19 protein-coding genes are annotated in these 20500 nt (G+C 61.9%); 4 read left to right on the forward strand and 15 right to left on the reverse strand.

What is annotated here, in order from left to right:
* Nucleotides 1-21 precede the first annotated feature (21 nt).
* The 3 genes from BFP89_RS11535 to BFP89_RS11545 all read left to right on the forward strand — a co-directional run bounded on the left by BFP89_RS11535 (nt 22) and on the right by BFP89_RS11545 (nt 2807).
* Nucleotides 22-444, forward strand: a complete 423-nt coding sequence (locus BFP89_RS11535) for a RidA family protein (RefSeq protein WP_065885635.1) — start codon at nt 22-24, stop codon at nt 442-444.
* Nucleotides 445-502: 58 nt separating this feature from the next.
* Nucleotides 503-1795: an NAD(P)/FAD-dependent oxidoreductase gene (locus BFP89_RS11540; protein WP_065885636.1), complete on the forward strand. Its 1293-nt coding sequence runs from the start codon at nt 503-505 to the stop codon at nt 1793-1795.
* A gap of 157 nt (nt 1796-1952) precedes the next feature.
* Nucleotides 1953-2807 carry an alpha/beta fold hydrolase gene (locus tag BFP89_RS11545; RefSeq protein WP_065885637.1) on the forward strand — a complete coding sequence of 285 codons (855 nt, stop codon included), beginning with the start codon at nt 1953-1955 and terminating at the stop codon, nt 2805-2807.
* 854 nt (nt 2808-3661) lie between these two features.
* Here BFP89_RS11545 and BFP89_RS11550 read toward each other — a convergent pair.
* The 12 genes from BFP89_RS11550 to BFP89_RS11605 all read right to left on the reverse strand — a co-directional run bounded on the left by BFP89_RS11550 (nt 3662) and on the right by BFP89_RS11605 (nt 12848).
* Complete coding sequence (locus tag BFP89_RS11550) at nt 3662-4486, reverse strand: DUF4198 domain-containing protein (protein WP_065885638.1); 825 nt, start codon at nt 4484-4486, stop codon at nt 3662-3664.
* A gap of 8 nt (nt 4487-4494) precedes the next feature.
* Nucleotides 4495-4818 carry a hypothetical protein gene (locus BFP89_RS11555; RefSeq protein WP_065885639.1) on the reverse strand — a complete coding sequence of 108 codons (324 nt, stop codon included), beginning with the start codon at nt 4816-4818 and terminating at the stop codon, nt 4495-4497.
* 28 nt (nt 4819-4846) lie between these two features.
* Entirely contained in the window at nt 4847-5821 is a 975-nt protein-coding gene (locus tag BFP89_RS11560; protein WP_256097345.1) for a metal ABC transporter solute-binding protein, Zn/Mn family, read from the reverse strand.
* Nucleotides 5818-6723 carry a metal ABC transporter permease gene (locus BFP89_RS11565; RefSeq protein ID WP_065885640.1) on the reverse strand — a complete coding sequence of 302 codons (906 nt, stop codon included), beginning with the start codon at nt 6721-6723 and terminating at the stop codon, nt 5818-5820. The genes BFP89_RS11560 and BFP89_RS11565 overlap by 4 nt, the downstream gene beginning before the upstream one ends.
* Complete coding sequence (locus BFP89_RS11570) at nt 6720-7400, reverse strand: metal ABC transporter ATP-binding protein (protein WP_237140353.1); 681 nt, start codon at nt 7398-7400, stop codon at nt 6720-6722. The genes BFP89_RS11565 and BFP89_RS11570 overlap by 4 nt, the downstream gene beginning before the upstream one ends.
* A 23-nt stretch (nt 7401-7423) precedes the next feature.
* Complete coding sequence (locus BFP89_RS11575; protein ID WP_065885642.1) at nt 7424-8356, reverse strand: metal ABC transporter solute-binding protein, Zn/Mn family; 933 nt, start codon at nt 8354-8356, stop codon at nt 7424-7426.
* Nucleotides 8353-9054 carry a DUF6162 family protein gene (locus BFP89_RS11580; RefSeq protein WP_065885643.1) on the reverse strand — a complete coding sequence of 234 codons (702 nt, stop codon included), beginning with the start codon at nt 9052-9054 and terminating at the stop codon, nt 8353-8355. The genes BFP89_RS11575 and BFP89_RS11580 overlap by 4 nt, the downstream gene beginning before the upstream one ends.
* Nucleotides 9054-9542 carry a DUF6644 family protein gene (locus BFP89_RS11585; protein ID WP_065885644.1) on the reverse strand — a complete coding sequence of 163 codons (489 nt, stop codon included), beginning with the start codon at nt 9540-9542 and terminating at the stop codon, nt 9054-9056. The genes BFP89_RS11580 and BFP89_RS11585 overlap by 1 nt, the downstream gene beginning before the upstream one ends.
* Before the next feature lie 31 nt (nt 9543-9573).
* Complete coding sequence (locus BFP89_RS11590; RefSeq protein ID WP_065885645.1) at nt 9574-10062, reverse strand: DUF6644 family protein; 489 nt, start codon at nt 10060-10062, stop codon at nt 9574-9576.
* A 21-nt stretch (nt 10063-10083) separates the two neighbouring features.
* Nucleotides 10084-11574: an alpha/beta hydrolase domain-containing protein gene (locus BFP89_RS11595; protein ID WP_083208047.1), complete on the reverse strand. Its 1491-nt coding sequence runs from the start codon at nt 11572-11574 to the stop codon at nt 10084-10086.
* Nucleotides 11575-11608: 34 nt separating this feature from the next.
* Complete coding sequence (locus tag BFP89_RS11600) at nt 11609-12391, reverse strand: hypothetical protein (RefSeq protein WP_065885646.1); 783 nt, start codon at nt 12389-12391, stop codon at nt 11609-11611.
* A 64-nt stretch (nt 12392-12455) separates the two neighbouring features.
* Entirely contained in the window at nt 12456-12848 is a 393-nt protein-coding gene (locus BFP89_RS11605) for a DUF6152 family protein (protein ID WP_065885647.1), read from the reverse strand.
* Nucleotides 12849-13090: 242 nt separating this feature from the next.
* On the opposite strand from BFP89_RS11605, the gene BFP89_RS11610 reads away from it, so the two are divergent.
* Nucleotides 13091-14428 carry a hypothetical protein gene (locus tag BFP89_RS11610; protein WP_065885648.1) on the forward strand — a complete coding sequence of 446 codons (1338 nt, stop codon included), beginning with the start codon at nt 13091-13093 and terminating at the stop codon, nt 14426-14428.
* A gap of 4 nt (nt 14429-14432) precedes the next feature.
* On the opposite strand, the gene BFP89_RS11615 is transcribed toward BFP89_RS11610, so the two are convergent.
* The 3 genes from BFP89_RS11615 to BFP89_RS11625 are packed head-to-tail and all read right to left on the reverse strand — an operon-like array spanning nt 14433 to nt 20101.
* Entirely contained in the window at nt 14433-15896 is a 1464-nt protein-coding gene (locus tag BFP89_RS11615; protein WP_065885649.1) for an efflux transporter outer membrane subunit, read from the reverse strand.
* 2 nt (nt 15897-15898) lie between these two features.
* A complete protein-coding gene (locus tag BFP89_RS11620) occupies nt 15899-19039 on the reverse strand; it encodes a multidrug efflux RND transporter permease subunit (protein WP_065885650.1) in 3141 nt (1046 codons plus the stop codon).
* A 15-nt stretch (nt 19040-19054) separates the two neighbouring features.
* Entirely contained in the window at nt 19055-20101 is a 1047-nt protein-coding gene (locus BFP89_RS11625) for an efflux RND transporter periplasmic adaptor subunit (RefSeq protein ID WP_256097346.1), read from the reverse strand.
* Between the last annotated feature and the right edge of the window lie 399 nt (nt 20102-20500).

The following is a 20500-nucleotide window of genomic DNA, read 5'->3' on the forward strand; positions in this document are numbered from 1 at the left end:
ACAACTGACGAGACCTTCGACATGACAAAAATCATCAAGCTCAAGACCGGTTCCCCGTTTGAAGACCAGGCCAGCTATTCGCGCCTGGTGGTGGTGGACAACTGGATCTATGTGTCCAACACCGCCGGCCGCAACCCGCAAACCAAGCTGATCCCCGAAGATATCCTCGAGCAGACGCACCAGGTGTTCGCCAACATCGAGTCGGCCTTGAAGGCAGTCGATGCGAGCCTGGCCGATGTGGTGTGCTCGCGGGTGTTCATCCAGGACCCCAAGGACGTGCCGGCGGTAATGGCGTTGATCGGCGAGAAGTTTCGCGGCGTCGACCCGGCCAGCACCGTCACGTGCCCGCCGCTGGGCTCGACGGTCTACAAGGTGGAACTGGAAGTGACGGCTTATCGCAACGCTTCCAAGGCGCAAGTCGACGTCATTCGCCTGTCGCAGTAACCCGTTATGCGGCCGTGCGTGTGCGCGGCCGACCTCTATTGCTTATCGAGTCTTGATCATGGCCCCGACGATTGCGCCCGTGAATACGTCCACCGAGTTTCCCACTGCGACCAGCGTCGTCATTATCGGCGGCGGCATCATTGGCCTGACGGCTGCGCTGACGCTGGCCGAACGCAATATTGCGGTAGTGGTGCTGGAAAAAGGCCGTATCGCCGGCGAGCAGTCCTCACGCAACCTGGGCTGGGTGCGCAAGACCAGCCGCCACGCGCACGATATCCCGCTGGCCCTGGCCGCAGACCGCTTGTGGGCACAAATGCCTGAGCGAGTGGGCGCGGATGTGGGCTACCGGCAAGAGGGCATCATGTTCGTCGCCCGCAACGACACGCAGCTGGCCATGCATGAAGGCTGGCTCAAGTCGGTCGACCACCTGTCCCTTGATTCTCGGATGCTGAGCAAACGCGAGATCGAACAGTTGGTGCCGGGCGGCGCGGGCAATTGGTCCGGCGGCATCTACACGCCGTCCGACGCGCGTGCGGAACCGACGCTGGCCAGCAGTGCGATTGCCAAGGCCGCCATGGCCCTGGGCGTGGTCATCATCGAGCAGTGTGCGGTGCGTACGCTGCAGATGTCCGCCGGCAAAGTCAGTGGCGTGGTCACGGAAAAAGGCGAGATCCGCTGCGACCAGGTATTGCTCGCGGGCGGTATGTGGTCGCGGCGCTTCTTGGGTAACCTCGGGGTGTCATTGCCGACCCTGGCCTTGACCTGCTCGGTGTTGCGTACCCACCCGATGGAGGGCCCGACGGAAATTGCCGTGGGCGCACCGGACTTTTCGTTTCGCAAACACAAGGATGGCGGTTTCATCGTTACTCAGCGAGGCAAGCTGGACGCTTTTCTGACCCTCGATCACCTGTTGCTTGCCAAGCAATACATGCCGCAATTTCGTGCGCAGCGCAGCGTGTTGAACGTGTCGCTGGGCAAGTATTTTTTCAACGACCTGGCGCTGCCCAGGCGTTGGTCGGCCGACAGTGTCAGCCCGTTCGAACGTGTACGCATGCAAGACCCCGCCGCCAACCCGCGGCTCAACAATGATGCGATGAATAACCTCAAGGCGGCCTGGCCGGTATTCGAGCAAGCCCGGATCGCCCAGACCTGGGCAGGCACTATCGACGTGACCCCCGATTCCAACCCGGTAATAGGCCCGGTCGCACAGATTCCCGGGCTGACCGTGGCGACCGGTTTTTCCGGGCACGGCTTTGGTACTTCACCGGCGGCGGGTCACCTGGCGGCGGATATCGTCAGCGGGCACACGCCCATCATCGATCCAAGCCCTTATCGTTTCGACCGTTTCTAAGTCGACCCAGGCCTCTGATGCCACTGTAGGAGCGAGCTTGCTCGCGAAAAACGTCAACGATAACGCGTGCTTCCTGGATGCATGCGTCGCCTGTGCGTTTTTCGCGAGCAAGCTCGCTCCTACAGGAAAATCTTAACTGTACTTACGGAGCAAACCCATGTCCCCAGACAGCCGCTTTTTCATCAATCGCACCGGCTTGCGTTTGCATTTTCTACGTTGGGGCGACCCGAGCGGCGTGCCGCTGGTGTTGTTGCATGGCTTGCGCGCCTATGCACAGACCTGGGAGTCGCTGGTCGAGGCCCTGGGTGCCGGTTATTGTGTCTACGCGCTCGACCAGCGCGGCCGCGGCCTGAGTGACTGGGGCCCGGCCGCGAGCTATCACACGCAATCCTATGTCGAGGACCTGCAGGACTTCGTCGCCCATGTCGGCTTGCAGCGCTTTGTGTTGCTGGGGCATTCGCTGGGCGGCGCCAATGCCCTTGAATACGCACGGCAGGCACCGGGACGCTTGATGGGGCTGATCATCGAAGACATCGGCCCCGGGTCGTCGAGCCAGGGCGACGGTGCGGCGCGCATCCGCCGCGAGATGAACCAGACCCCCCTGCGGTTCGACGACTGGCAAGCCGCCCGCGCTTTCTGGCAGGCGTCCCGCCCGGGCTTGTCGGAGCAAGGCCTGGCGTCACGCCTGGCGCATTCGATGAAGGAGAGCGAGGGCGCGATCATTTGGCGCCACGATCAGCAAGGCATCGCCGAAGCACGCCTGAGCATCGAGCCGACGGACTTGTGGCCGGCGGTGCGCGCCCTGGATTGCCCGACCCTGTTTATCCGCGGCGCGCGCTCGGACTTTTTGCCGGCGGCGACGCTGCAGGCGATGCGCGACTGCAATGCGCAGGTGCGCACCGCCGAAGTCGCGGACGCGAGCCATTATGTGCATGACGATCAAGGCGAGGTGTTCAACGGGCTGGTCATTGAGTTTCTTGAGAGCCTGGCGACGTCGGCCCCGTCAGCATAGGTATCTATTTACAGCGTTCCTGGCCCAAAATGTGGGAGGGGGCTTGCCCCCAATGGCGGCCTCAGAGCCGACCAGGATTTTGTGTCGATCCAGGCTCAAATGTGGGAGGGGGCTTGCCCCCGATGGGGGCCTCAGGGCCAGCCAGTATCTTGGATCAGACTGAGTACATATCCATTATTTAGGTAACGGCTGCTTATGGTTCCGCTTTTACAGCGGCTCACTTTTGAAAAGCGCAAAAGTAAGCAAAACGCTCTTGCCCCACCACTCGGCACCTCGCTTAGGCTCGGTGTGCCCGAACGCAGGCTTGAATCCGTGGGCCGCCGCCACGCGCCATCCATGGCGCGGGGCGGCTAACCCGGCGTCCTGCCGGGTTACCCACGGATTCAAGCCTGCGTTCGGCCAGCGTGGTTTAACGGGGCGCCTTAGATCAAGATCAAAAGCCAGATCAAGAGCGACTCGCTTCGCATCGTGGTTACGGTTGAGCGCTACAGAATTGTGTAGATACCTATGCCCCGATGGCGGCCTCAGGGCCGACCAGGATTTTGCGTCGATCCTGGCCCAAATGTGGGAGGGGGCTTGCCCCCGATGACGGCCTCAGAGCCGACCAGGATGTTGTGTCGATCCTGGCCCAGTGCGGCTAACCCGGCGTCCTGCCGGGTTGCCCACGGATTCAAGCCTGCGTTCGGCCAGCGTGGTTTAACGGGGCGCCTGAGATCAAAAGCAGATCAAGAGCGACTCGCTTCGCATCGTGGTTACAGTGGGCGCTACATCGACACAATATCCTGGTCGGCTCTGAGGCCGTCATCGGGGGCAAGCCCCCTCCCACTGGCTGTGTCAGCGGCAACTGAAGCAGGTTATTTCATGTCCTTGACCTGCACCCACAACACCGCATCCTGAGACAACGGTTTGCCCTTATAGGTTTTGGTCGAACCGACGTTAAGCGCTGCAATCCCCCACCAGCCGGCCCGTGGCAGGCCGATCGTCACGACACCCTGGGCGTCCGAATAGGTACTCAAGGATTTGAATGAAGCCTGGGGCGCCTTGACATAGTCCTGCTGGCCAAAGGCGTTGTTCTTGATGTCGACAGAATGGTTGACGTATTCGATCTCTATTTCGGCGAACGGCACGGGTTTGCCGTCCGCCAGCACCACGCCTCGGAACACACCGCCCGTCCAGTTTGCATACGGTTTGTTGAGGGGTTGAATCTCGACCGCCAGCCCCTGGGGCTCTGACCAGTCGCCGGGGACGCCGCCCACGTTCACGATGAGTTTGGTGAACTGCTGGATGTAGACGCCTTCCTCGTTTTCCAGATACGGCTCAGGTTCGAGTACGAAAATATGGTCGCCCAATGAGCGCACCAGCTCCCGTGGAATCGACGCGCGGTAGGAGGCCGCTGGTTTATCGCGACTCTGCCATTGCACAGGGTGCAGGTATTGGCGCAGGTCGGTTTTTTCTCCGCCGTGGGCGCCGACAAGGTTGAACGCGCGGGGCTCGCCCATGTTCATCGTCGGCCCGCCGGAGAACGGGTGCGTGAACACGATCGCGAACTCCAGGTCGGCCGCACGTTGCAGCGCCGTTTCGTCAAGGTAGAGCATCTGGAAGTGGGCTTGCGCGGCGCAGGTCACGCCACCGAAGGTCGCGGCGGCAAGGGCTTGAAGCAATCGTCGTTTGATCAGCATGGTCGATTTCACTGTGTAATGTCGGAAGACTGGATCGTGGCGCCGTGGTTTTCGCCGCCTATGAACTCAACGGAGTACGCGCCGGTGGGGGCCTTGAAGGTGTAGGTGTTGTCTTTGTCGACCGTGCCTTCGAGCAGCAGCTTGTTGCTGGTGTCCTGGACATGGATTTTCTTGCCCACGGCGGAACTGCCGTCGGTAAAGCCCGCTTCACACTTCACGGTGTCATCGTGTTCGATATAGCAGTCAAACACGGGGCCATGGGCCAGGGCGGCCTGGCAGAACAGCAGTGCACTTGCCAGCAGGATCGGGTGGGTCAGATTTCGCGGTTTCATAGGGTTTGGGTCTCCATGGTCAAAGTGATCACTGGGGCGTGGCTGCTGGAACGCCGGCGAAGGCCGCGAGCAAGGCGTCCAGATTCGAACTCATCAGCGCCTCGTAGCTGCTGGCGGTGTTGGCGAGCAGGCCGGGGTTGCCGATATCCAGGATCAGCAGGCGTGCGCCGCCGTCCTCGATGGCCTTTACAATCCCGGCGTCAGGCGCCCACTTGTGGACCACCACGCGGATATCACGCTCGCGCAGGTAGCCGCTCAGGGCGCTGCGGTCAGCGTCCGTCCAGTCGATGTCCTGGCGCACGAACCAACCGTCCACATACACGCCGAACTCGCCGAGCAGATACACCGGCTCGCTGCTCAGCGACAGCACGCGCAGGTCCGGCACTTTCAGCAGCCGGTCGCCGTAGTCAGCCTTGAGTTGGCGTATGCGGCCGTCGAGCGCGGCGAGGTTGCGCGTGATACGGGATGCGTCGCTCGGCGAGAGGCGTGCCAGGTCGGCGGCAATCAGCGCGGACATGCGCATGGCATTGATGGGGCTCAACCAGGCGTAAGGCGAGGGGCCCGCTTCGGTGTTACGGGCGCCGGCCCAGGGCACATCGTTCGCGGGCACGCGTGTGACGGCCACGCCGGGCTTGAGGCCGTCCCATGAATGCGATGCATCGATTTCGACGATCCGCAGGTTGTGCCGACGGGCCGTCGCGTACAGCGGGTCGGCGCGCCACAGGCTGCTCAGGGTGACCACGGCGACGGCATTCTGGAACACGGTTGGGTCCAGGCGTGACAGCGCGTTGGCCTGGCTTTCCATGGGCGTGGCGGCGTCCATCGGTACACGTACGACCTCGATGTGCGTACCTTCGCCGAGGGCCGAGGTGAGCGCATACACCGCCGGCAGGGCGACCAGCACTCGTTGCTGGTCGACCTGCGCAAAAGCCGACGGCGCGACGCCCACCAGCAATGCCAGCAGCACCAGGCAAGGGCGAACAAATGAGTTGAACCGTGTCATACGCTGGCCCCTCTGAACTGCGGCGCGGTGCCGCGAATGATGGTGGTAAACACGAACACCAGGGCCGCGACGATCACGATGGCGCCGCCCGTGGGGACGGGAATATGGAACTGCATCGGTGCCAGGATTCCGACCACGCAGGAAAAGGTCGCAATCACCACGGCCCACGTGACCAGGCCCGGCAGAGAGCGGCTGATGTTGCGGGCGGCCGCTGCCGGTATCAGCAGCAGGGCCTCGACCAGTACGGCGCCGATGATCTTCAGGCAGGCGACCGTGACCAGGGTGACCAGCACCACGAACAGGTACTCGACGCTGCGCACCTTCACGCCGCGCGCATGGGCCAGGCTTGGATTGAGGCTGGAGAGCAGCATGCCGTTGTACAGCGGCAGCCCGATCAGGGTGCAAATCACTGTCACGCCCAGCAGGACGTTCATGTCGGTGTGGTCAACGGCCAGGATCGAGCCGAACAGCACACCCTCCATCACATGGGTGTTGATTTTCGCTGACACGAACAGCAGCAACGAAGCACCGACCGCCAGGGAGATGGAGAGGAACACGCCGATCAACGTGTCATTGGCCAGGGTGGTGCGGTGCTGCGTGTACTTGAGGGTCAGGGCAAAAAGCAGGCAGAAGCCGAACATCGAGAAGTACGGCGAGGTGTAGGATTCGCCGATCAGCACGCCGATGGCCACGCCGGTCATCGCCGCATTGCCCACGGACTGGCTGAAGAACGCCATCCGCTTGATCATCACCATCGAACCCAGCACACCCAGCAACGGCCCGATCAGCACCGAGCACATCAACGCATTGATCACGAACTCGTATTCGAACGGTTGCGGCAACAGGTGGCTCGCGGCAAGCGCCTGGAGGTGGTCTCGGATAAAGTCGTAAAAGGTATTCATCGAATGACCTCCAGTCGGCTGTCGATCTGGTCGGCGGGGCCGTGATACAGCACCCGCTGGTTGATAACGGTCACCGATTGTGCGATGCGCTTGACCTGTTCGAGGTCGTGGTTGATCCACAGGATGGTCACCCCACGGCCGTTCAGTTCGGCTACCAGCGCCTCTACCAGGCGCACACCGGCCTCGTCGATCCCGGCGGTCGGCTCATCGAGGATCAACAGCCACGGCGCCGGGCTGATCGCCTGGGCCAGCAGCACGCGCTGACGCTGGCCGCCGGACAGGCTGCCAAACGGCTTTTTACCCATCCCCGCCATGCCGGTACGCTCCAAGGCCTGGGCATTGGCGGCCTTGGCCGCGCGGCTCGCGCCCAGGAAGGCGGGGCGGCGTTGGCCCAGCAGGGCCATGAGATCGTTGACCGTCATCGGCACGTTGCGGTCGAAGTCCGGCAATTGCGGGACATACCCCAGGGGCGTGGTGAATGGGCCCTCGAGCCGGATCGCGCCCGAGTGCGGCATCTGGCCCAGCAGCGCACGCACCAGTGAGGTCTTGCCGCCGCCGTTGGGGCCCACCAGGCAATGCAACGCGCCGGCTTCGATGCGTATGTTCACCTGATCGAGTACCTGCGTGCCGCCCAGGCGCAGGGAGACGTTGTCGAACACAATGGCGGGGCCGCGCATCGCGTGTTCCTCTCTCAGCGCGTTCATTGCTGGGTGTACTCAACGGCTTGCGCCAGGGTCTCGAGGTTTTCGCGCATCGCCACCTCGAACTCGTCCGCGCTGTAGGTATCGCCGGTGATATGGGACAGGGCGAACACCTTCACGCCGGTGGCCGCTTCGATGGGTTTGGCCAGGTCCAGGGAGAAGTTCTTCTCGGCGAACAGCACTTTGACGTTGGCCTTCTTGATCGCCTCAATGGTGTTGGCCAGTTGGCGTGCCGTTGGCGCGACGCCGTGGCGCGGCTCGATCACGGCGCTAACGAACAGGCCGAACTCCTGCATCATGTAGTCGTAGCCGGCATGGGTCGTCGCGCAGCGGAACGAAGACAGGTCCAGTGCGGCGAAGCGTGTCATGAAGCCTGCACGCAGCGCGCGGATACGGCCGGCATAGGCCAGGGCGTTTTTTCGATACGTGGTAGCGTTGTCCGGGTCCAGTTCACCGAGCCGGCGCGCGATCTCGAACACCTGTTGTATCGCCGCCGTGGTGGAGACGAACGTGTGCGGATTGACCACCTTCACGCCTTCCTGGTCGCCACCGATGGGAATCAGCGCCACCGTGGCATTGGCCTGGATAATCGGCAGGTTTTCCGTACGGCCGGCGGCCTTGATGATCTGCGAGGCCCACTCATCGTGGCCGATGCCGTTGACCACCAGCACATCGATATTCATTGCGCGGGTGATGTCATCGGGCTGCGGCTGGTAATTGTGCGGGTTGGCCTCTGCCGGGATCAGGGCAATGACCTCTGCCCGATCGCCGACGATATTGGCCACAAAGCTGTAGTAGGGATGCAGCGTGATGCCGACCCTGAGCTTCTTCGCCGACGCAAAAGCCGGGGCGGCGAGCGCGATGGCGGGTATCAATACCAACAGCGCGATGCAACGGCGCCACAAGGCGCGGTGTTTCGTGGCAACAGTCATGGCTGGGTTCCTTTTACGCGTTCGATTTCGCTGGCGCCGTCGTACGGGATGACTTGCCGCCACCCCTCGCCGACCAGGGATTCAGGCTTGACGATGGCGGGGTAGGGCGCGTTCGGGTCACGGTGGACCCAGATCGTCGCCTGGTTGGCCCACATCACACCGGCATGGGCATGCCCGATGATCAGCAGGTAGGCGCTCTGGCCCGGCGCGTGGCCGGCTGAGCCGTAATAGACCGTCGCTCCCTGGCCCAGGGTGGCCTTGGACACGTCGCTGACGGTTGGGTCCGCCACCGTGGCATCGTCATCAGCGCCCTTGTGAACCAGGTGGGTGCCGGGCAGAACCAACTGCCAGTGCACCTCGCCATTGGCCTTCCAGAAAGCATCCTGGTAGAAGGGCGGCAGTAACAATTCCTGGGCACGCTCCAGGCTGACCCAGCCGCCGGTGTCGTTGTTGTCCCAGATGATTTCTTCACCGGCCGGCAGCAATGCGCTGTGAATGGCCTGATCGACCGCACCCAGGCCATCGAAGGAGCGCACCTGCCAGCTCAACGGGGTGGGCGGGCCGACACGTTCGGGGCGCAGCAGCACATAGCCTGCCACGCTGGTGATGACGGCCAGAGTCGCCAGCACCAGGGCCAGCGACTCCCACCCGCCGGAGCGTGGGCGCACCTGTGTGATTGCAGCGCTCGGGCGCGCCATCAGAGAAATGCAATCCAGCGGCCGAGGAAGACCACGCCGGCCCACAGCAACAACGAGCTGAAGCCGGCGACACGCGCCTGACGGGGCGGCGGCAGCGTGGTGTCCCATTCGGCAATGCGGCGAAAGGCGCCCAGATGGAAAACCGCCATGTTGATACCTGCCAGCATCAACAGGCCCATTTTGAAAAGGAACGCGGTGTTCTGCACATACGTCGTGCCATTGGCGCAGAACATCAGCAGGCCGGTGATCACGCAGGTCACGAACGCCACCCAGGTGTAGGGCAGCAAATCCTGAATCAACTTCAGCGCGCCGCGCCGGTGGGCGGTCACGCCAAGCAGGCGCAAGTCCACCACGGCGATGGTGCCGTAGACGATGGCAATGCCGATAACGTGCACCGATTCAAGCATCGGAAAAGCCGAGCCTGATTCGCGGATGAACGTCGCGATCGAGGTGTCCTGGACAGCTTGCAGCAGGGGTTGGATATCCATGGCGAGTACCTGAGAACTTGGTTGAAAACGCTTAGATCGTGTAGGCGATCCAGCGACCGCAGATGATCACGACGCACCACAGACCGATCGACAGCCACGCAAATGCCTTGACCGGACGTGACGCGTCGTCCTGGTCTGCAGGGCCTGCCGGGCGCAGCAGCGGACGCCGAAGCAGCCAGGTCAGGCCGAACGCTGTCACCACCAGGACCATCTTCAGCCAGAACGTGGAGTTGACGAGCACCCGGTCGGGCTCGGCGATGATCATCACCAGCCCGGTACACAGCAGGACGATCAGCGCATTGCGCATCCACGGGTAGTAACGCCGTACGATGCCGCGCAAGGGCTCATCGCCGGCGAACACGCCCGCCAGGCGTAGATCGGAAATCAGCGCCGAGCCGAAGAGCACGGTGATGGCGATGATATGAATGCTCTGCACGGTGGGGATCACCCACAGGATGTCGCGGATCGCAGTGCTCAACGGTGACGCGTAGATCCAGGCAATGATGAGTGAAGATGACATCGGCTTTTCTTCCGCAGTGGGTTAGAAATCTTGAGGGGTTGCGATCGGATGCAGGCCCGCCGCATCCTCCGGCAGCAAGTACCCTTCCTTGATCGAAACGGCTTTGGCGTCTTCGAATTTCTGTGCGTAGCGGCTGAAGTTTCCATAACGCTTGCCCAGCACTTCTTTGGAATACGGCACCTTGGTGTCGTAGATCAGCCCGCAGCCGGTCTCTTGATCGGTAAGGTAGCTGGCGCTGGGCACCTGGACCCACGGCGGGCGCACCCCGCCTTGCAGGTTGCCGGTAGCGGGCGCACGGGCGACCGCCTTGCCGTCACGTATCACCCGAGGCGCTTTGGGCATCGGTTTACCGTCGCGCACCCATTGGTCCATGCCATCGAGCAGTGCCGAGACCACCAATTCAACCGGTTCGTCATACAGCGTCCGGCAGCGCGGGTCGCCGCCCTTGCCGACGTCGGCAGCGAGCTGTTCGGTGTGCTCGGTGCCAAGGTCGGCCAGGCGCAGATGGGGCATGCCGGTGACTTCGTAGTAGCGCAATTGCGGAGAGTCGGTGTCCGGCGGCGTGGGGATGCCTTCGATCACGTCGTGCAGCAGTTCGGACTGGCTGAAGACCGTCACGAACGGCACGCCCTCGGGCATCTGGCGGGGCACCCGGATCACGTCGCCGCCCACTTCTCCGTAGGCCATGCGGCCGGTCATGTAGGCGTCGATCAGCGGTGTGTCGTCGGGCATGCGCCATTGCTGGTGACGGCCCTGGTCGAGATAGTCCATCCAGACTTGCGCGGTGACGGCCCAGCTATTCACATAGACGCGCTGCACGTCGAGGCCTTCCAGCGGGCTCTGTGCACCGTTGGTTTTGAGCAGCAACGCCAGTTGCGCGCCGATGCCCTGGGACTGCGGCACAAACGGATCGGGCGCGGCGCCACGCGTGAAGTGTGCCGGGTCGTAGTAGGTGCCCAGCGGCGCGTAGCGGGCATAGTCGAAGCGGCGCATGAACTCGAAGTTCACGATCCGCCCGTACTGGGCGATCTGCTCGGCTTCGGCCGCCGGGGTGTCGGAGATGAACTTGGGGTCCACCGGCGGCTTGTTCACATTCAGCGTGTACCCGACATAGGCGTAGCCGCGCCGCAGCAGGTAGTCGCGGGTCAGGATCCAGCCCGCGGCACGTTCGCCGAACCAACTGAACGGCTCGATCACCACCGTGCCATTGAAGCGCGCCGGGTCCGCTGGTTTGCGCACCAGAATGCGCGTGGTGTAAGGCGCTTCCAGCACCGTTTTGCCGGCGGCGGTGATGGCCGGGGCAACGCCTTGAAGGTAGAACTCTTGCTCGATGTAGCCGTAGTGATCGAGGTCACTGTATTCGGTGCCCGGGCGTGTCGCCGACGACAGCGGCGCCTTGTCGGACGGCGGTACCGCGATCGCCGTGGGCATGCGCGGGACCTCGGCGAAGGCGTTCGCTGCGATGAACAGCGACAGCACCACGCAGAGGCTCAGGGGTGTCAGGCGTTCCATTCGTAAAGCTCCAGCAGGAGAGGGTGGGGTGGTTTCACTCAAGGCTCAGGGATGCCTTGCCCTCGCTGTCGATCACGATCTGGTTGTTCTCGCACACGTACTCCTGGATGGCGTAGTTGGAGCGCTTGTACTCAAACGTGAAGCGGTACGGGGTATTGAGTACCTGCGGGTCTTCGATCAGGACCTGGTTTTCCAGGTGATCGGGGCCGCGCAGCCGGATGCGTTCAGTGATCTTCATCGCCGGCCCGTGGGGCACGTCGTAGAAAAGTACATCGGTGCGCACGCGCTGGGTCTCGACCACCAGCGTGTCGCCTTCCCAGTGGCCACGTGAATGACCTTGATACAGCGGGTCGAGCTTTTCTATTGGCGGCATGGCCTGGTTCAACAGAATCCGCCGCACTTGCTGCAGGTACTCGCCGAGGACGATCACTTGCTTGTCGTCGTGAACGATCTGGATCGGGAAGAGGGCTGCCATCATGGTCGGCATGCCTTCAGGCAGACACTTGGAACTGGTGGTGGCAATCGGCGTCCCGGCTTCGTTGGCCACCGCCTGTTTTTTCTTGAGCTCAACGTACTCGGCGGCGTAGGGCGCCTTGAGGTCCATTGGGCCACCGGGATGCACGGGGTCGTCCGGGTTCTCGCCGAACCAGTCATCCGGGGTTCTTTCCCAGGTACCGCTGATGTCTGGCCGCGTGGCCACGCTGTGCTTGTCGGTTTGGGGTTTCGACGCTGTCGCGGCGCTGCTCATCCCGGTGAAGGTGACGAGCACCACCCCGAGGAAAATCATCGCTGTGCGGGAAGTGAGTGCTGATTTCATTGAAATGTCTCCACGTTGCTGGTTTGCCCAGTTCTGTTATTGCTGCATTCGGGAGAGGTCGCGTTCAGCCGCCACCCGAGAGCACCACGTCACCGATCTTGATCTCCACCAGCAGCCCGCCGGGTTCACCGTTCTTCAACGGTTTGAAGGAGACTTCGGCGTTATCGCCAGCCTTGATCGAGTCGGCTGTCCAGCCCGTGCGCTTGAGCGCGTTGACACTGCCCGTCTCGATCTTGAAGCGCTGGGCCGGCGGGCCGGGAGCATCGACGTAGATCGTGATGTGCGGGTTGGTCCAGGCGAAGCGCTCGACCACGCCCTTGATCGTGAGCGTCTGGGTCTGGTCGAACAGCGCGAAAGAGTGGTGAGCACTGGCAGCAGGCGGTAAGGCACTGCAGGCGATGAGGGTCAGAAGACAGAGCCCCTGACGGAAAAACGGGAAGCGTGACGAAGGGGTCATGACGGGTGCCTCGATTTTTTATGGTTCTTATGGGCCCAGCATAGGGCGCTCGCCTCCACAGGACATAGCCCAAAACGGCAACGATTGAGGGCTTTGAGGGCGTGCCTGCACCGTTCCAGACCTCGCACGACGAGGGGAGGACGACTAATCCCTCGCAGGGTGCTGATTTGGGTTACCGCGTGCCTGCGCCAAGCCGTAACACTCCTACCTCGCCTCACAACAATAAAAACAGGAGAGACGTCATGCGCATGCGCCCTTACGCGCCAATGCTGTCGCTGGTTGCACTCTGTGCAGTCGGCTGGCAGGCACAGGCCTACACGCTTTACAACGAAGAGGGCGGTGGAACCGTCTTGAATGCCGACCTGGGTGCTGCATTTGGCTGGTTCGGCGGCACCCATAACTACCTGGGCGATCCAGACAAACAACCCGGCGGCATGCACTGGCAAGAGGGCTACGTCAAATACGGACTCAATGGTTCCACGGACAAGCTCTTCGCCGGCTCGGTCTATGGTGGCTTCAGCCTGCTGAGCAGTGGGTCATGGGGTGACGGAGACATGGGGGCGACCACGGCGGGCGACGAGCGACGCACCGCTGTGGAAGACGCGTTCCTGGGCTGGCGATCGGGCGACCTGCTACCCGCCCTCGGCAAGGATGGCGTGGATTTCTCTTTCGGACGCCAGATTGTCACGGTGGACGGCTTTCTGATCACCGACGATGGATTCGACGCAGGTAACGCGTTCAGCCCCATCGAGGGCGTGCGTGATGGCCGGTTCGATCGGGGTGGCGCCTTTTACCTGGGCCAACGCCTGGCGTTCGGCAACACAGCGGTACTCAAGCTGGGCGGCAAGGAAGGGTTGCACGGCAGCGTGATCTGGTTGAAGTCCGATAACCCCGGGCAGTCCAAGACCGAACTGGCAGTGGGGACCATCGATTACACCACACCCATTGGTTCTATCGGTTCGACCTACGTGCACGGCCTGGATGTGGAAGAGAAATACGCCTTCGCAGATCGGGCTGAGCGCAAGGGCATGAACGTCTACAGCATTCGTGGGCAGGGCAATGCCGGGATCGAGAACGCCGATTTTGCGTTCGAAGTCGCCCGTCAGGAAAAGCGTTCGGGCTCGCAGCGGGCGATGTTCTTCGACGCGGGTTACACCTTCGTCGACAAGCCCTGGCAACCGACCGTCAGCTATCGTTATTCGCGCTATTCCGAAGGCTGGGACTTCCTGTTCCAGGGCGGTTATCGCAAGCGCCTGCAGGGAGAAATCGGGCTTAATTATGCGGGCTCCGTGACCTCGAATATGGAGATCCACGACGTGCTCCTCTCGGTCAAGCCGACCGAGAAGTTGACCCTTAATGCGATGGCGTTCAACTATCACCAGCTGTCCCGTCGCCATGAGTTGGACTTCGCTGCGCAGGAGGTCGATTTTTTTGTCGATTGGGCGGTCACGGAGAACATCACGCTGTCGCCGCTGATTGGCTTCTACAAACCGGAGAAGTGGCTGGGCAACGGTGGCCGGCAGAGCGGCGACGCCTCAACCAACACCTACATGCAGTTCATTGTGTGGGCGACGTTCTGAGTCGTCATTGAGGGCTGGTGCAGTCCGGGCAGGCGTTGACGTTTAGCGTCAACGCCTCCTTGCGTTCCTGCAAACCACCTCCCAGAGACTTGTACAGCGCGACCGTGTTGACGATATCGTCACGTCGCAACTCCAACAACGCCTGGCGTGCGGCGTAGAGCAGACGCTGTGCGTCCAGCAGCTCCAGCCTGCCATCCAGCCCCGCCTGATAGCGCAGGTTTGACAGCCCAAGGCGGCGTTCCGCGGTCTTTACGGCACGTAGTTGCGCTTCGATTTGTCTATCGAATGTCTCCGTACCGGCCAAGGCGTCCGCGACCTCCCGAAAAGCCGTCTGGAGGGTGCGCTCATAGAGGGCAATGGCTTCGGATTTACGGACCTTGGCCAGGTCCAGTTCGGCGCGTAGCTGCCCGGCCTGGAACAGCGGTTGGGTCACTTGAGGCACGAATCTCCAGACCTGCCGCGAGGGGTCGAACAAGTCCCCGATTGATGAGCTGGCATAACCAAAAGAGGCGGTCAGTGAAATTCGCGGAAAGAACGCCGCACGCGCGGCGCCGATGTTGGCGTTGCTGGCGATAAGGTGTTGTTCGGCCTGGCGCACATCGGGACGCGTCAAGAGCACGTCAGCCCGCAGTTCGGCGGGCAGTCGTGCGATGACGGGTTGCCGTTCCAGCGGCAGTGCCGAAGGCAGATCGTTGGGCAGCTCGCTGCCGACAATCAATTGCAGGGCGTTGCCGGCCTTGGCAAGCGTACGCTGACGTGCCTGCAGGTCGGCTTCGGCCAGTGCTACCTGGTTTTCGGCCTGGGCGACGTCCAACTCACTGCTCTGCATCGACGTCTTCATCAGGCGAGCCAGTTCCAGGGACACTCGCCAATCCGCGAGTGTGCGCTCGGCCAATTGGCACTGCTCACGGGCCAGTTGCTGCGCGAAATACGTCTCGGCAACGGCACTCACCAGGATGATCCGAGCGGCTTCACGGCCATTTTCACTGGCGAAGTAGCGTGCCAGCGCGGCATCGGAAAGTGCCCGTACACGTCCGAACAGATCCAGCTCGAACGCATTGATGCCCACGTTCACACCCACCTGCTGAGTGACTTGGCGATTTTCGCTGCCCTGGCCGCTCACGCCTGCGGCCCGCTCGCGCGTGGCGCTTGCATCGGCGGACACGGAAGGAAAACGTCCGGCGATTTGAATCTGTGACATTGCTCGGGCGGCTTCGACATTCAGCGTAGCCAGACGCAGATCACGGTTGTTCTGCAGCGCCAGGTCAATCAACCGCTGCAAACGCAGATCGCCGAACATTGTTCGCCAGCCCAGGGCTGCAGCCGCCAACGAAGCGCCTGAGTTCATCGCGGCCCCTTCCTGCAGTGGAAAGTGCGAAGGAACGGGCAGCGCCGGACTATCCAGCTTGGGCGTCAGCACACAGGCGGACAGGCAGCCGGCCAGGGACAAGCAAACCAACAGGCGCATGTTTAATTTTCCGGGGTCATGGTTGAGGTGCTCTTGGAGCGGCGTGCACGCCATGCCTGCAAGCGTTCCTGGCTGCCGATTACGAAGACGAAGAACGCGGGCACAAAGAACACCGCCAGCAAGGTGCCACTGAGCATCCCGCCGAATACGCCAGTGCCGATCGCATGCTGGGTTTCCGCGCTGGCGCCCGAGGCGAGCATCAGGGGGACAACGCCGAGAGTGAAGGCCATGGACGTCATCAGAATCGGGCGCAGGCGTAGCCGAGAGGCGGTGACTGCCGCGTCGATCAACGTTCGGCCTTCAGCATGCAACTGGCGCGCGAACTCTACGATCAAGATGGCATTTTTCGCCGACAAACCGATGATGGTGATCATCCCGACCTTGAAAAATACATCGTTGGGCAAGCCTCGCAGCATCACTGCGGCGACTGCCCCGAGCAGGCCCAATGGCACCACCAGCACCACTGAAAGAGGAATCGACCAGCTTTCGTACAATGCCGCGAGCACCAGGAAAACCACCAGCGCTGACAACAACATCAACAAGGGCGCCTGCGCTGCCGACTGTTTTTCCTGTAGCGATTGGCCTGTCCACGCCACAGCGAAGCCCTGGGGCAACTGCGCGACCAGGCGCTCCATTTGCGCCATTGCCGCTCCGCTTGAGACACCTTCGGCAGCGCCACCGGTAATGCGCACCGCCGGGAAACCCTGGAAGCGCATCATTTGCTGGGGCGACTCGGTCCACACCGGCGTCACCACTTCGCGCAACGGCACCATGCCATTTGTCGAGTTGCGTACACGCAGGCTCAGTACGTCTTCCAATTGCATACGCGCAGCGGCATCGGCTTGCAAAATGACGGATTGCAGGCGTCCTGCGTTGGGAAAGTCGTTGACGTAGAGTGAGCCCATGGCCGAAGACAACGTGCTGTTCACGGCGGCGAACGACAGGCCCATTGATTCGGCCTTCTGCCGATCGATCTCCAGCCGGACGCTCTCGCCAGGTGGCAGGCCATCGGCGTAAACGCCGCTGACGAGCTTGTCCTGCGCGGCCAGTTTCAGCAGTTGCGCCTGGGCCTCCAGGAGCGCGTGCTCTCCACGATTTGCCCGGTCCTGTAGAAAAAAGGTGTAGCCGGACGACGTCCCCAGGTCATCTATCGGAGGCGGCATCAGGCTCATCGTGGTGCCTTCGACACTGTCGGTCATCGCGCTCTGGGCCAGCGCGGCCTCATTGCTGGCTGTCGCACCATTGCGTTGATTCCAGTCCTTGAGCATGGTGAACGCCATGGCCGTGTTGGGGCCGGAACCTGCGAAGCTGAAGCCCTGTACCACCAGGTTGGCGGCAAGCGCCGGACGTGACGCCACATGGGCTTCGAACGCCTTGACCACATCCAATGTGCGCTCGCTGGTTGCGCCGGTTGGCAACTGGATCGATGTCATGAAATAACCCTGATCTTCCTCAGGCAGAAACGAGGAGGGCAACTGCGCCATGGCAACGGTCAACACGGCGCATATCGCCGCAAAAATCAGCATCATCCTGCCGCTGCGCCCGACCATTTGGCCAACGCGCTCGCTGTAGCGGCCAGTGAGTCGCTCGAAGGCTCGGTTGAACGCACCGAAAAAGCCGCGCTTGTCGTAATGACCAGGCGTGACCGGGCGCAGCAGCGTTGCGCAAAGCGCGGGCGTCAGGGTCAACGCCAGCAGCGCCGAGAACAGGATCGATACCACCATGGACAGGGTGAATTGCTGGTAGATGACGCCGACGGACCCGGTGCCGAATGCCATGGGTATGAACACGGCCGTGAGCACCAGGGTGATCCCGATCACCGCACCGCTGATTTCCTTCATGGCCTGGGACGTCGCCGCTCTTGGCGATAACCCCTGGGTAGCCATCAGGCGCTCCACGTTTTCCACCACGACGATGGCATCATCGACAATGATGCCAATGGCCAGCACCATGCCAAACATCGTCAATGCGTTGATCGAGAACCCCGCCAGCAACATCACGGCGAAGGTGCCGAGCAGGGCGATGGGTGCAACGATGGCGGGGATCAACGTGTAACGTACTTTTTGCAGGAACAGGTACATCACCAGAAACACCAGGACCATGGCTTCGAGCAAGGTATACACGACCTTCTCGATAGAGACCTTGACGAAGGGTGCTGTGTCGAAGGGGATGGAGTACGACATGCCTGTCGGCATGCTGGGTGCCAGCTCGGCCAATCTGTCGCGCACCGCCTGGGCGGTGCGCACGGCGTTTGCGCCTGGCGCGAGCTGAATGGCGGCGCTGGTCGCGACCTTGCCGTTTTCTCGATTGGAGAATGCGTAGGATTGCGCACCGAGCTCGACACGCGCTACGTCGCCAATCAGCACTTTTGAACCGTCCACATTGGCGCGCAGTACGATAGCCGCAAACTGCTCGGGGGTTGATAGCTGCCCTTGCACGGTCAACGGGATCGTCAGGCGCTGGCCGGGCAGTGTGGGTTCGTCACCCAATCGACCCGGGGCGATCTGCGCATTCTGCTGCTCGACTGCCTGGGCCACATCACTCATGGTCAAGCCGAACGCCGTCAGCTTGGCGGGCTCCACCCAGATACGCATGGCCTGCTCAGCGCCGAATAACTGCACGCGACCCACGCCTTTGATCCGTCTCAGCTCCTGCACCACGTTGCGCGCCAGGTAATCGTTGAGCGCGAGTTCACCGAAGCGCAAGTCGGGCGATGTCATGCCGATCATCATCAGGAAACCCGACGCCGCCGACTCGACCTGCATGCCGTTCTGACGCACCACCTGCGGCAGGCGTGTTTCCACCGCCTTGACGCGATTTTGTACATCGATCTGGGCCATTTCGGGGTTGGTGCCAGGCACAAAAGTGGCGCTGATCTGCGCGGTGCCCGATGCGTCGACGGCGGATTCGAAGTACAGCAGATTCTTCACGCCTGATAGCTCACGTTCAATCAGGCTGACGACCGAGTCGTTAAGCGTTTGCGGCGAAGCCCCCGGATAACTGGCCGTCAGGCTGACTGACGGAGGCGCTACCGAGGGGTAACGCGCGATCGGCAGTTGCGGAATGGCAATAAGGCCGAACAATACAATGAACAACGCGATCACCCAGGCGAACACCGGGCGATTGATGAAAAACTGAGACATCACGGGGTTCTCTGCCTAACGCGCAGTGGCGTTGAGTGGGAGCGCAGCGGCATTCGCCTGCCAGGAGGCGGCGCTGACTTGCGCGTTTTCGGTCAGGCGCTCCAGACCCTCGATGACAACAAGCTGTCCAGCGCTGAGCCCGGACACGACGCGGTAGCGGCGATCGACCAGTTCCCCCAGTTCGATTGCGACAGCGTGTGCCTGCTCCTTGGCATCTATCACCCACACGCGTGCCTGGCCGCCGCTACGCAGTACGGCTTGCTGCGGTACGCTCAGCGCCTGCGGATAATCGGCCAGTGGCACCCGCGCTTGTACAAACAGGCCTGGCAGCAGCTGACGGTGGGGGTTGTCGACCAGTATGCGGAGCAACACGTCTCCGGTACCCGCATCTACGTTGATCCCGGAGAACAGGATGCTGCCGTTGAGGCCGGTGGGGTTGCCGGAACTGTCGAGAATCTCTACGGGCAAGCCAGGCGCGCGTTGACCGTCCTGGGCGCTGAGTGATTCACGCAGCGAGCGCAGTGTCGATGCGGTTTGACGAACATCGACATACACTTGGTCAATCTGCTGGATTCTCGCCATCGGTGCGCTGTCAGTTGATGATACAAGCGCGCCTTCGCTCACCAGGGTCTGGTCAATGCGTCCGGCAATCGGCGCGTCGACTGTCGCGAACCTCAGGTCCAGCCGGCGTCGAGCCAGGGTTGCCTTGGACTGGGCAACATCCGCCTCGGCCTGATCGCGCAGTGATATGGCATCGTCGTAGGTTTGGCGGCTGACTGCCTCGGCGTGCATCAAAGGCGAAAGCCGTTCGGCCTGGATACGTGCGCGTTTCAATGCGGCCTGCGCTTTGAGCACCAGCGCTGCGGCGCTATCGACTTCGGCTTTGAAGGGGGCCGGGTTAATCTGAAACAAGGCCGTGCCGGCAGTCACTTCAACGCCCTGATCAAATAGACGCTTGTGCACGATGCCGCTGATCTGCGCGCGAATGTCGGCAGTGCGAACTGCCGAAACACGGCCAGGCAGTACCTCGCTGACTTTTATGGAAGCGGGTTCAAGGGGCATTACGGAAACCTGTGGGATAGGCACGTCGTCGGCGACTTGCCCCTCGGGGTGACACCCGGTTAAGGCGAACATAAAAAGCCCGATCCATAAGGGACACGGTCGCCCGGATCTGAAAGACATACCTGAATAACCTCATTAAAAATATTGCCAGGCTCAAGGCCGTGGCGCTCGAATGGAATGTTCAACTAAAAGAGTCGGGATTCATTCGACGTTATGTGTAGGTAGTGTGGATTTTGAAACTAACGTGGCGGGCGGTAATGATGTTCGGAGTATCCGAAAACAGTAGCGTGGTTCAATCTCCATCAAAACTCCATCGTTTCTCCACACGGTCTTGGCATTGTTCATGGAGCATGCGTTATATATAAAGAGCCCCTGAAAACCTGGCGCTGAATCGATCTG

This window comes from Pseudomonas sp. 31 R 17, from assembly GCF_900004915.1.
Taxonomy (GTDB): domain Bacteria; phylum Pseudomonadota; class Gammaproteobacteria; order Pseudomonadales; family Pseudomonadaceae; genus Aquipseudomonas; species Aquipseudomonas orientalis_A.

Coding starts and splice junctions, on each gene's coding strand:
- BFP89_RS11535 (WP_065885635.1), top strand. CDS start 22: ATGACAAAAATCATCAAGCTCAAGACCGGTTCCCCGTTTGAAGACCAG.
- BFP89_RS11540 (WP_065885636.1), top strand. CDS start 503: ATGGCCCCGACGATTGCGCCCGTGAATACGTCCACCGAGTTTCCCACT.
- BFP89_RS11545 (WP_065885637.1), top strand. CDS start 1,953: ATGTCCCCAGACAGCCGCTTTTTCATCAATCGCACCGGCTTGCGTTTG.
- BFP89_RS11550 (WP_065885638.1), bottom strand. CDS start 4,486: ATGCTGATCAAACGACGATTGCTTCAAGCCCTTGCCGCCGCGACCTTC.
- BFP89_RS11555 (WP_065885639.1), bottom strand. CDS start 4,818: ATGAAACCGCGAAATCTGACCCACCCGATCCTGCTGGCAAGTGCACTG.
- BFP89_RS11560 (WP_256097345.1), bottom strand. CDS start 5,821: ATGACACGGTTCAACTCATTTGTTCGCCCTTGCCTGGTGCTGCTGGCA.
- BFP89_RS11565 (WP_065885640.1), bottom strand. CDS start 6,723: ATGAATACCTTTTACGACTTTATCCGAGACCACCTCCAGGCGCTTGCC.
- BFP89_RS11570 (WP_237140353.1), bottom strand. CDS start 7,400: ATGCGCGGCCCCGCCATTGTGTTCGACAACGTCTCCCTGCGCCTGGGC.
- BFP89_RS11575 (WP_065885642.1), bottom strand. CDS start 8,356: ATGACTGTTGCCACGAAACACCGCGCCTTGTGGCGCCGTTGCATCGCG.
- BFP89_RS11580 (WP_065885643.1), bottom strand. CDS start 9,054: ATGGCGCGCCCGAGCGCTGCAATCACACAGGTGCGCCCACGCTCCGGC.
- BFP89_RS11585 (WP_065885644.1), bottom strand. CDS start 9,542: ATGGATATCCAACCCCTGCTGCAAGCTGTCCAGGACACCTCGATCGCG.
- BFP89_RS11590 (WP_065885645.1), bottom strand. CDS start 10,062: ATGTCATCTTCACTCATCATTGCCTGGATCTACGCGTCACCGTTGAGC.
- BFP89_RS11595 (WP_083208047.1), bottom strand. CDS start 11,574: ATGGAACGCCTGACACCCCTGAGCCTCTGCGTGGTGCTGTCGCTGTTC.
- BFP89_RS11600 (WP_065885646.1), bottom strand. CDS start 12,391: ATGAAATCAGCACTCACTTCCCGCACAGCGATGATTTTCCTCGGGGTG.
- BFP89_RS11605 (WP_065885647.1), bottom strand. CDS start 12,848: ATGACCCCTTCGTCACGCTTCCCGTTTTTCCGTCAGGGGCTCTGTCTT.
- BFP89_RS11610 (WP_065885648.1), top strand. CDS start 13,091: ATGCGCATGCGCCCTTACGCGCCAATGCTGTCGCTGGTTGCACTCTGT.
- BFP89_RS11615 (WP_065885649.1), bottom strand. CDS start 15,896: ATGCGCCTGTTGGTTTGCTTGTCCCTGGCCGGCTGCCTGTCCGCCTGT.
- BFP89_RS11620 (WP_065885650.1), bottom strand. CDS start 19,039: ATGTCTCAGTTTTTCATCAATCGCCCGGTGTTCGCCTGGGTGATCGCG.
- BFP89_RS11625 (WP_256097346.1), bottom strand. CDS start 20,101: ATGCCCCTTGAACCCGCTTCCATAAAAGTCAGCGAGGTACTGCCTGGC.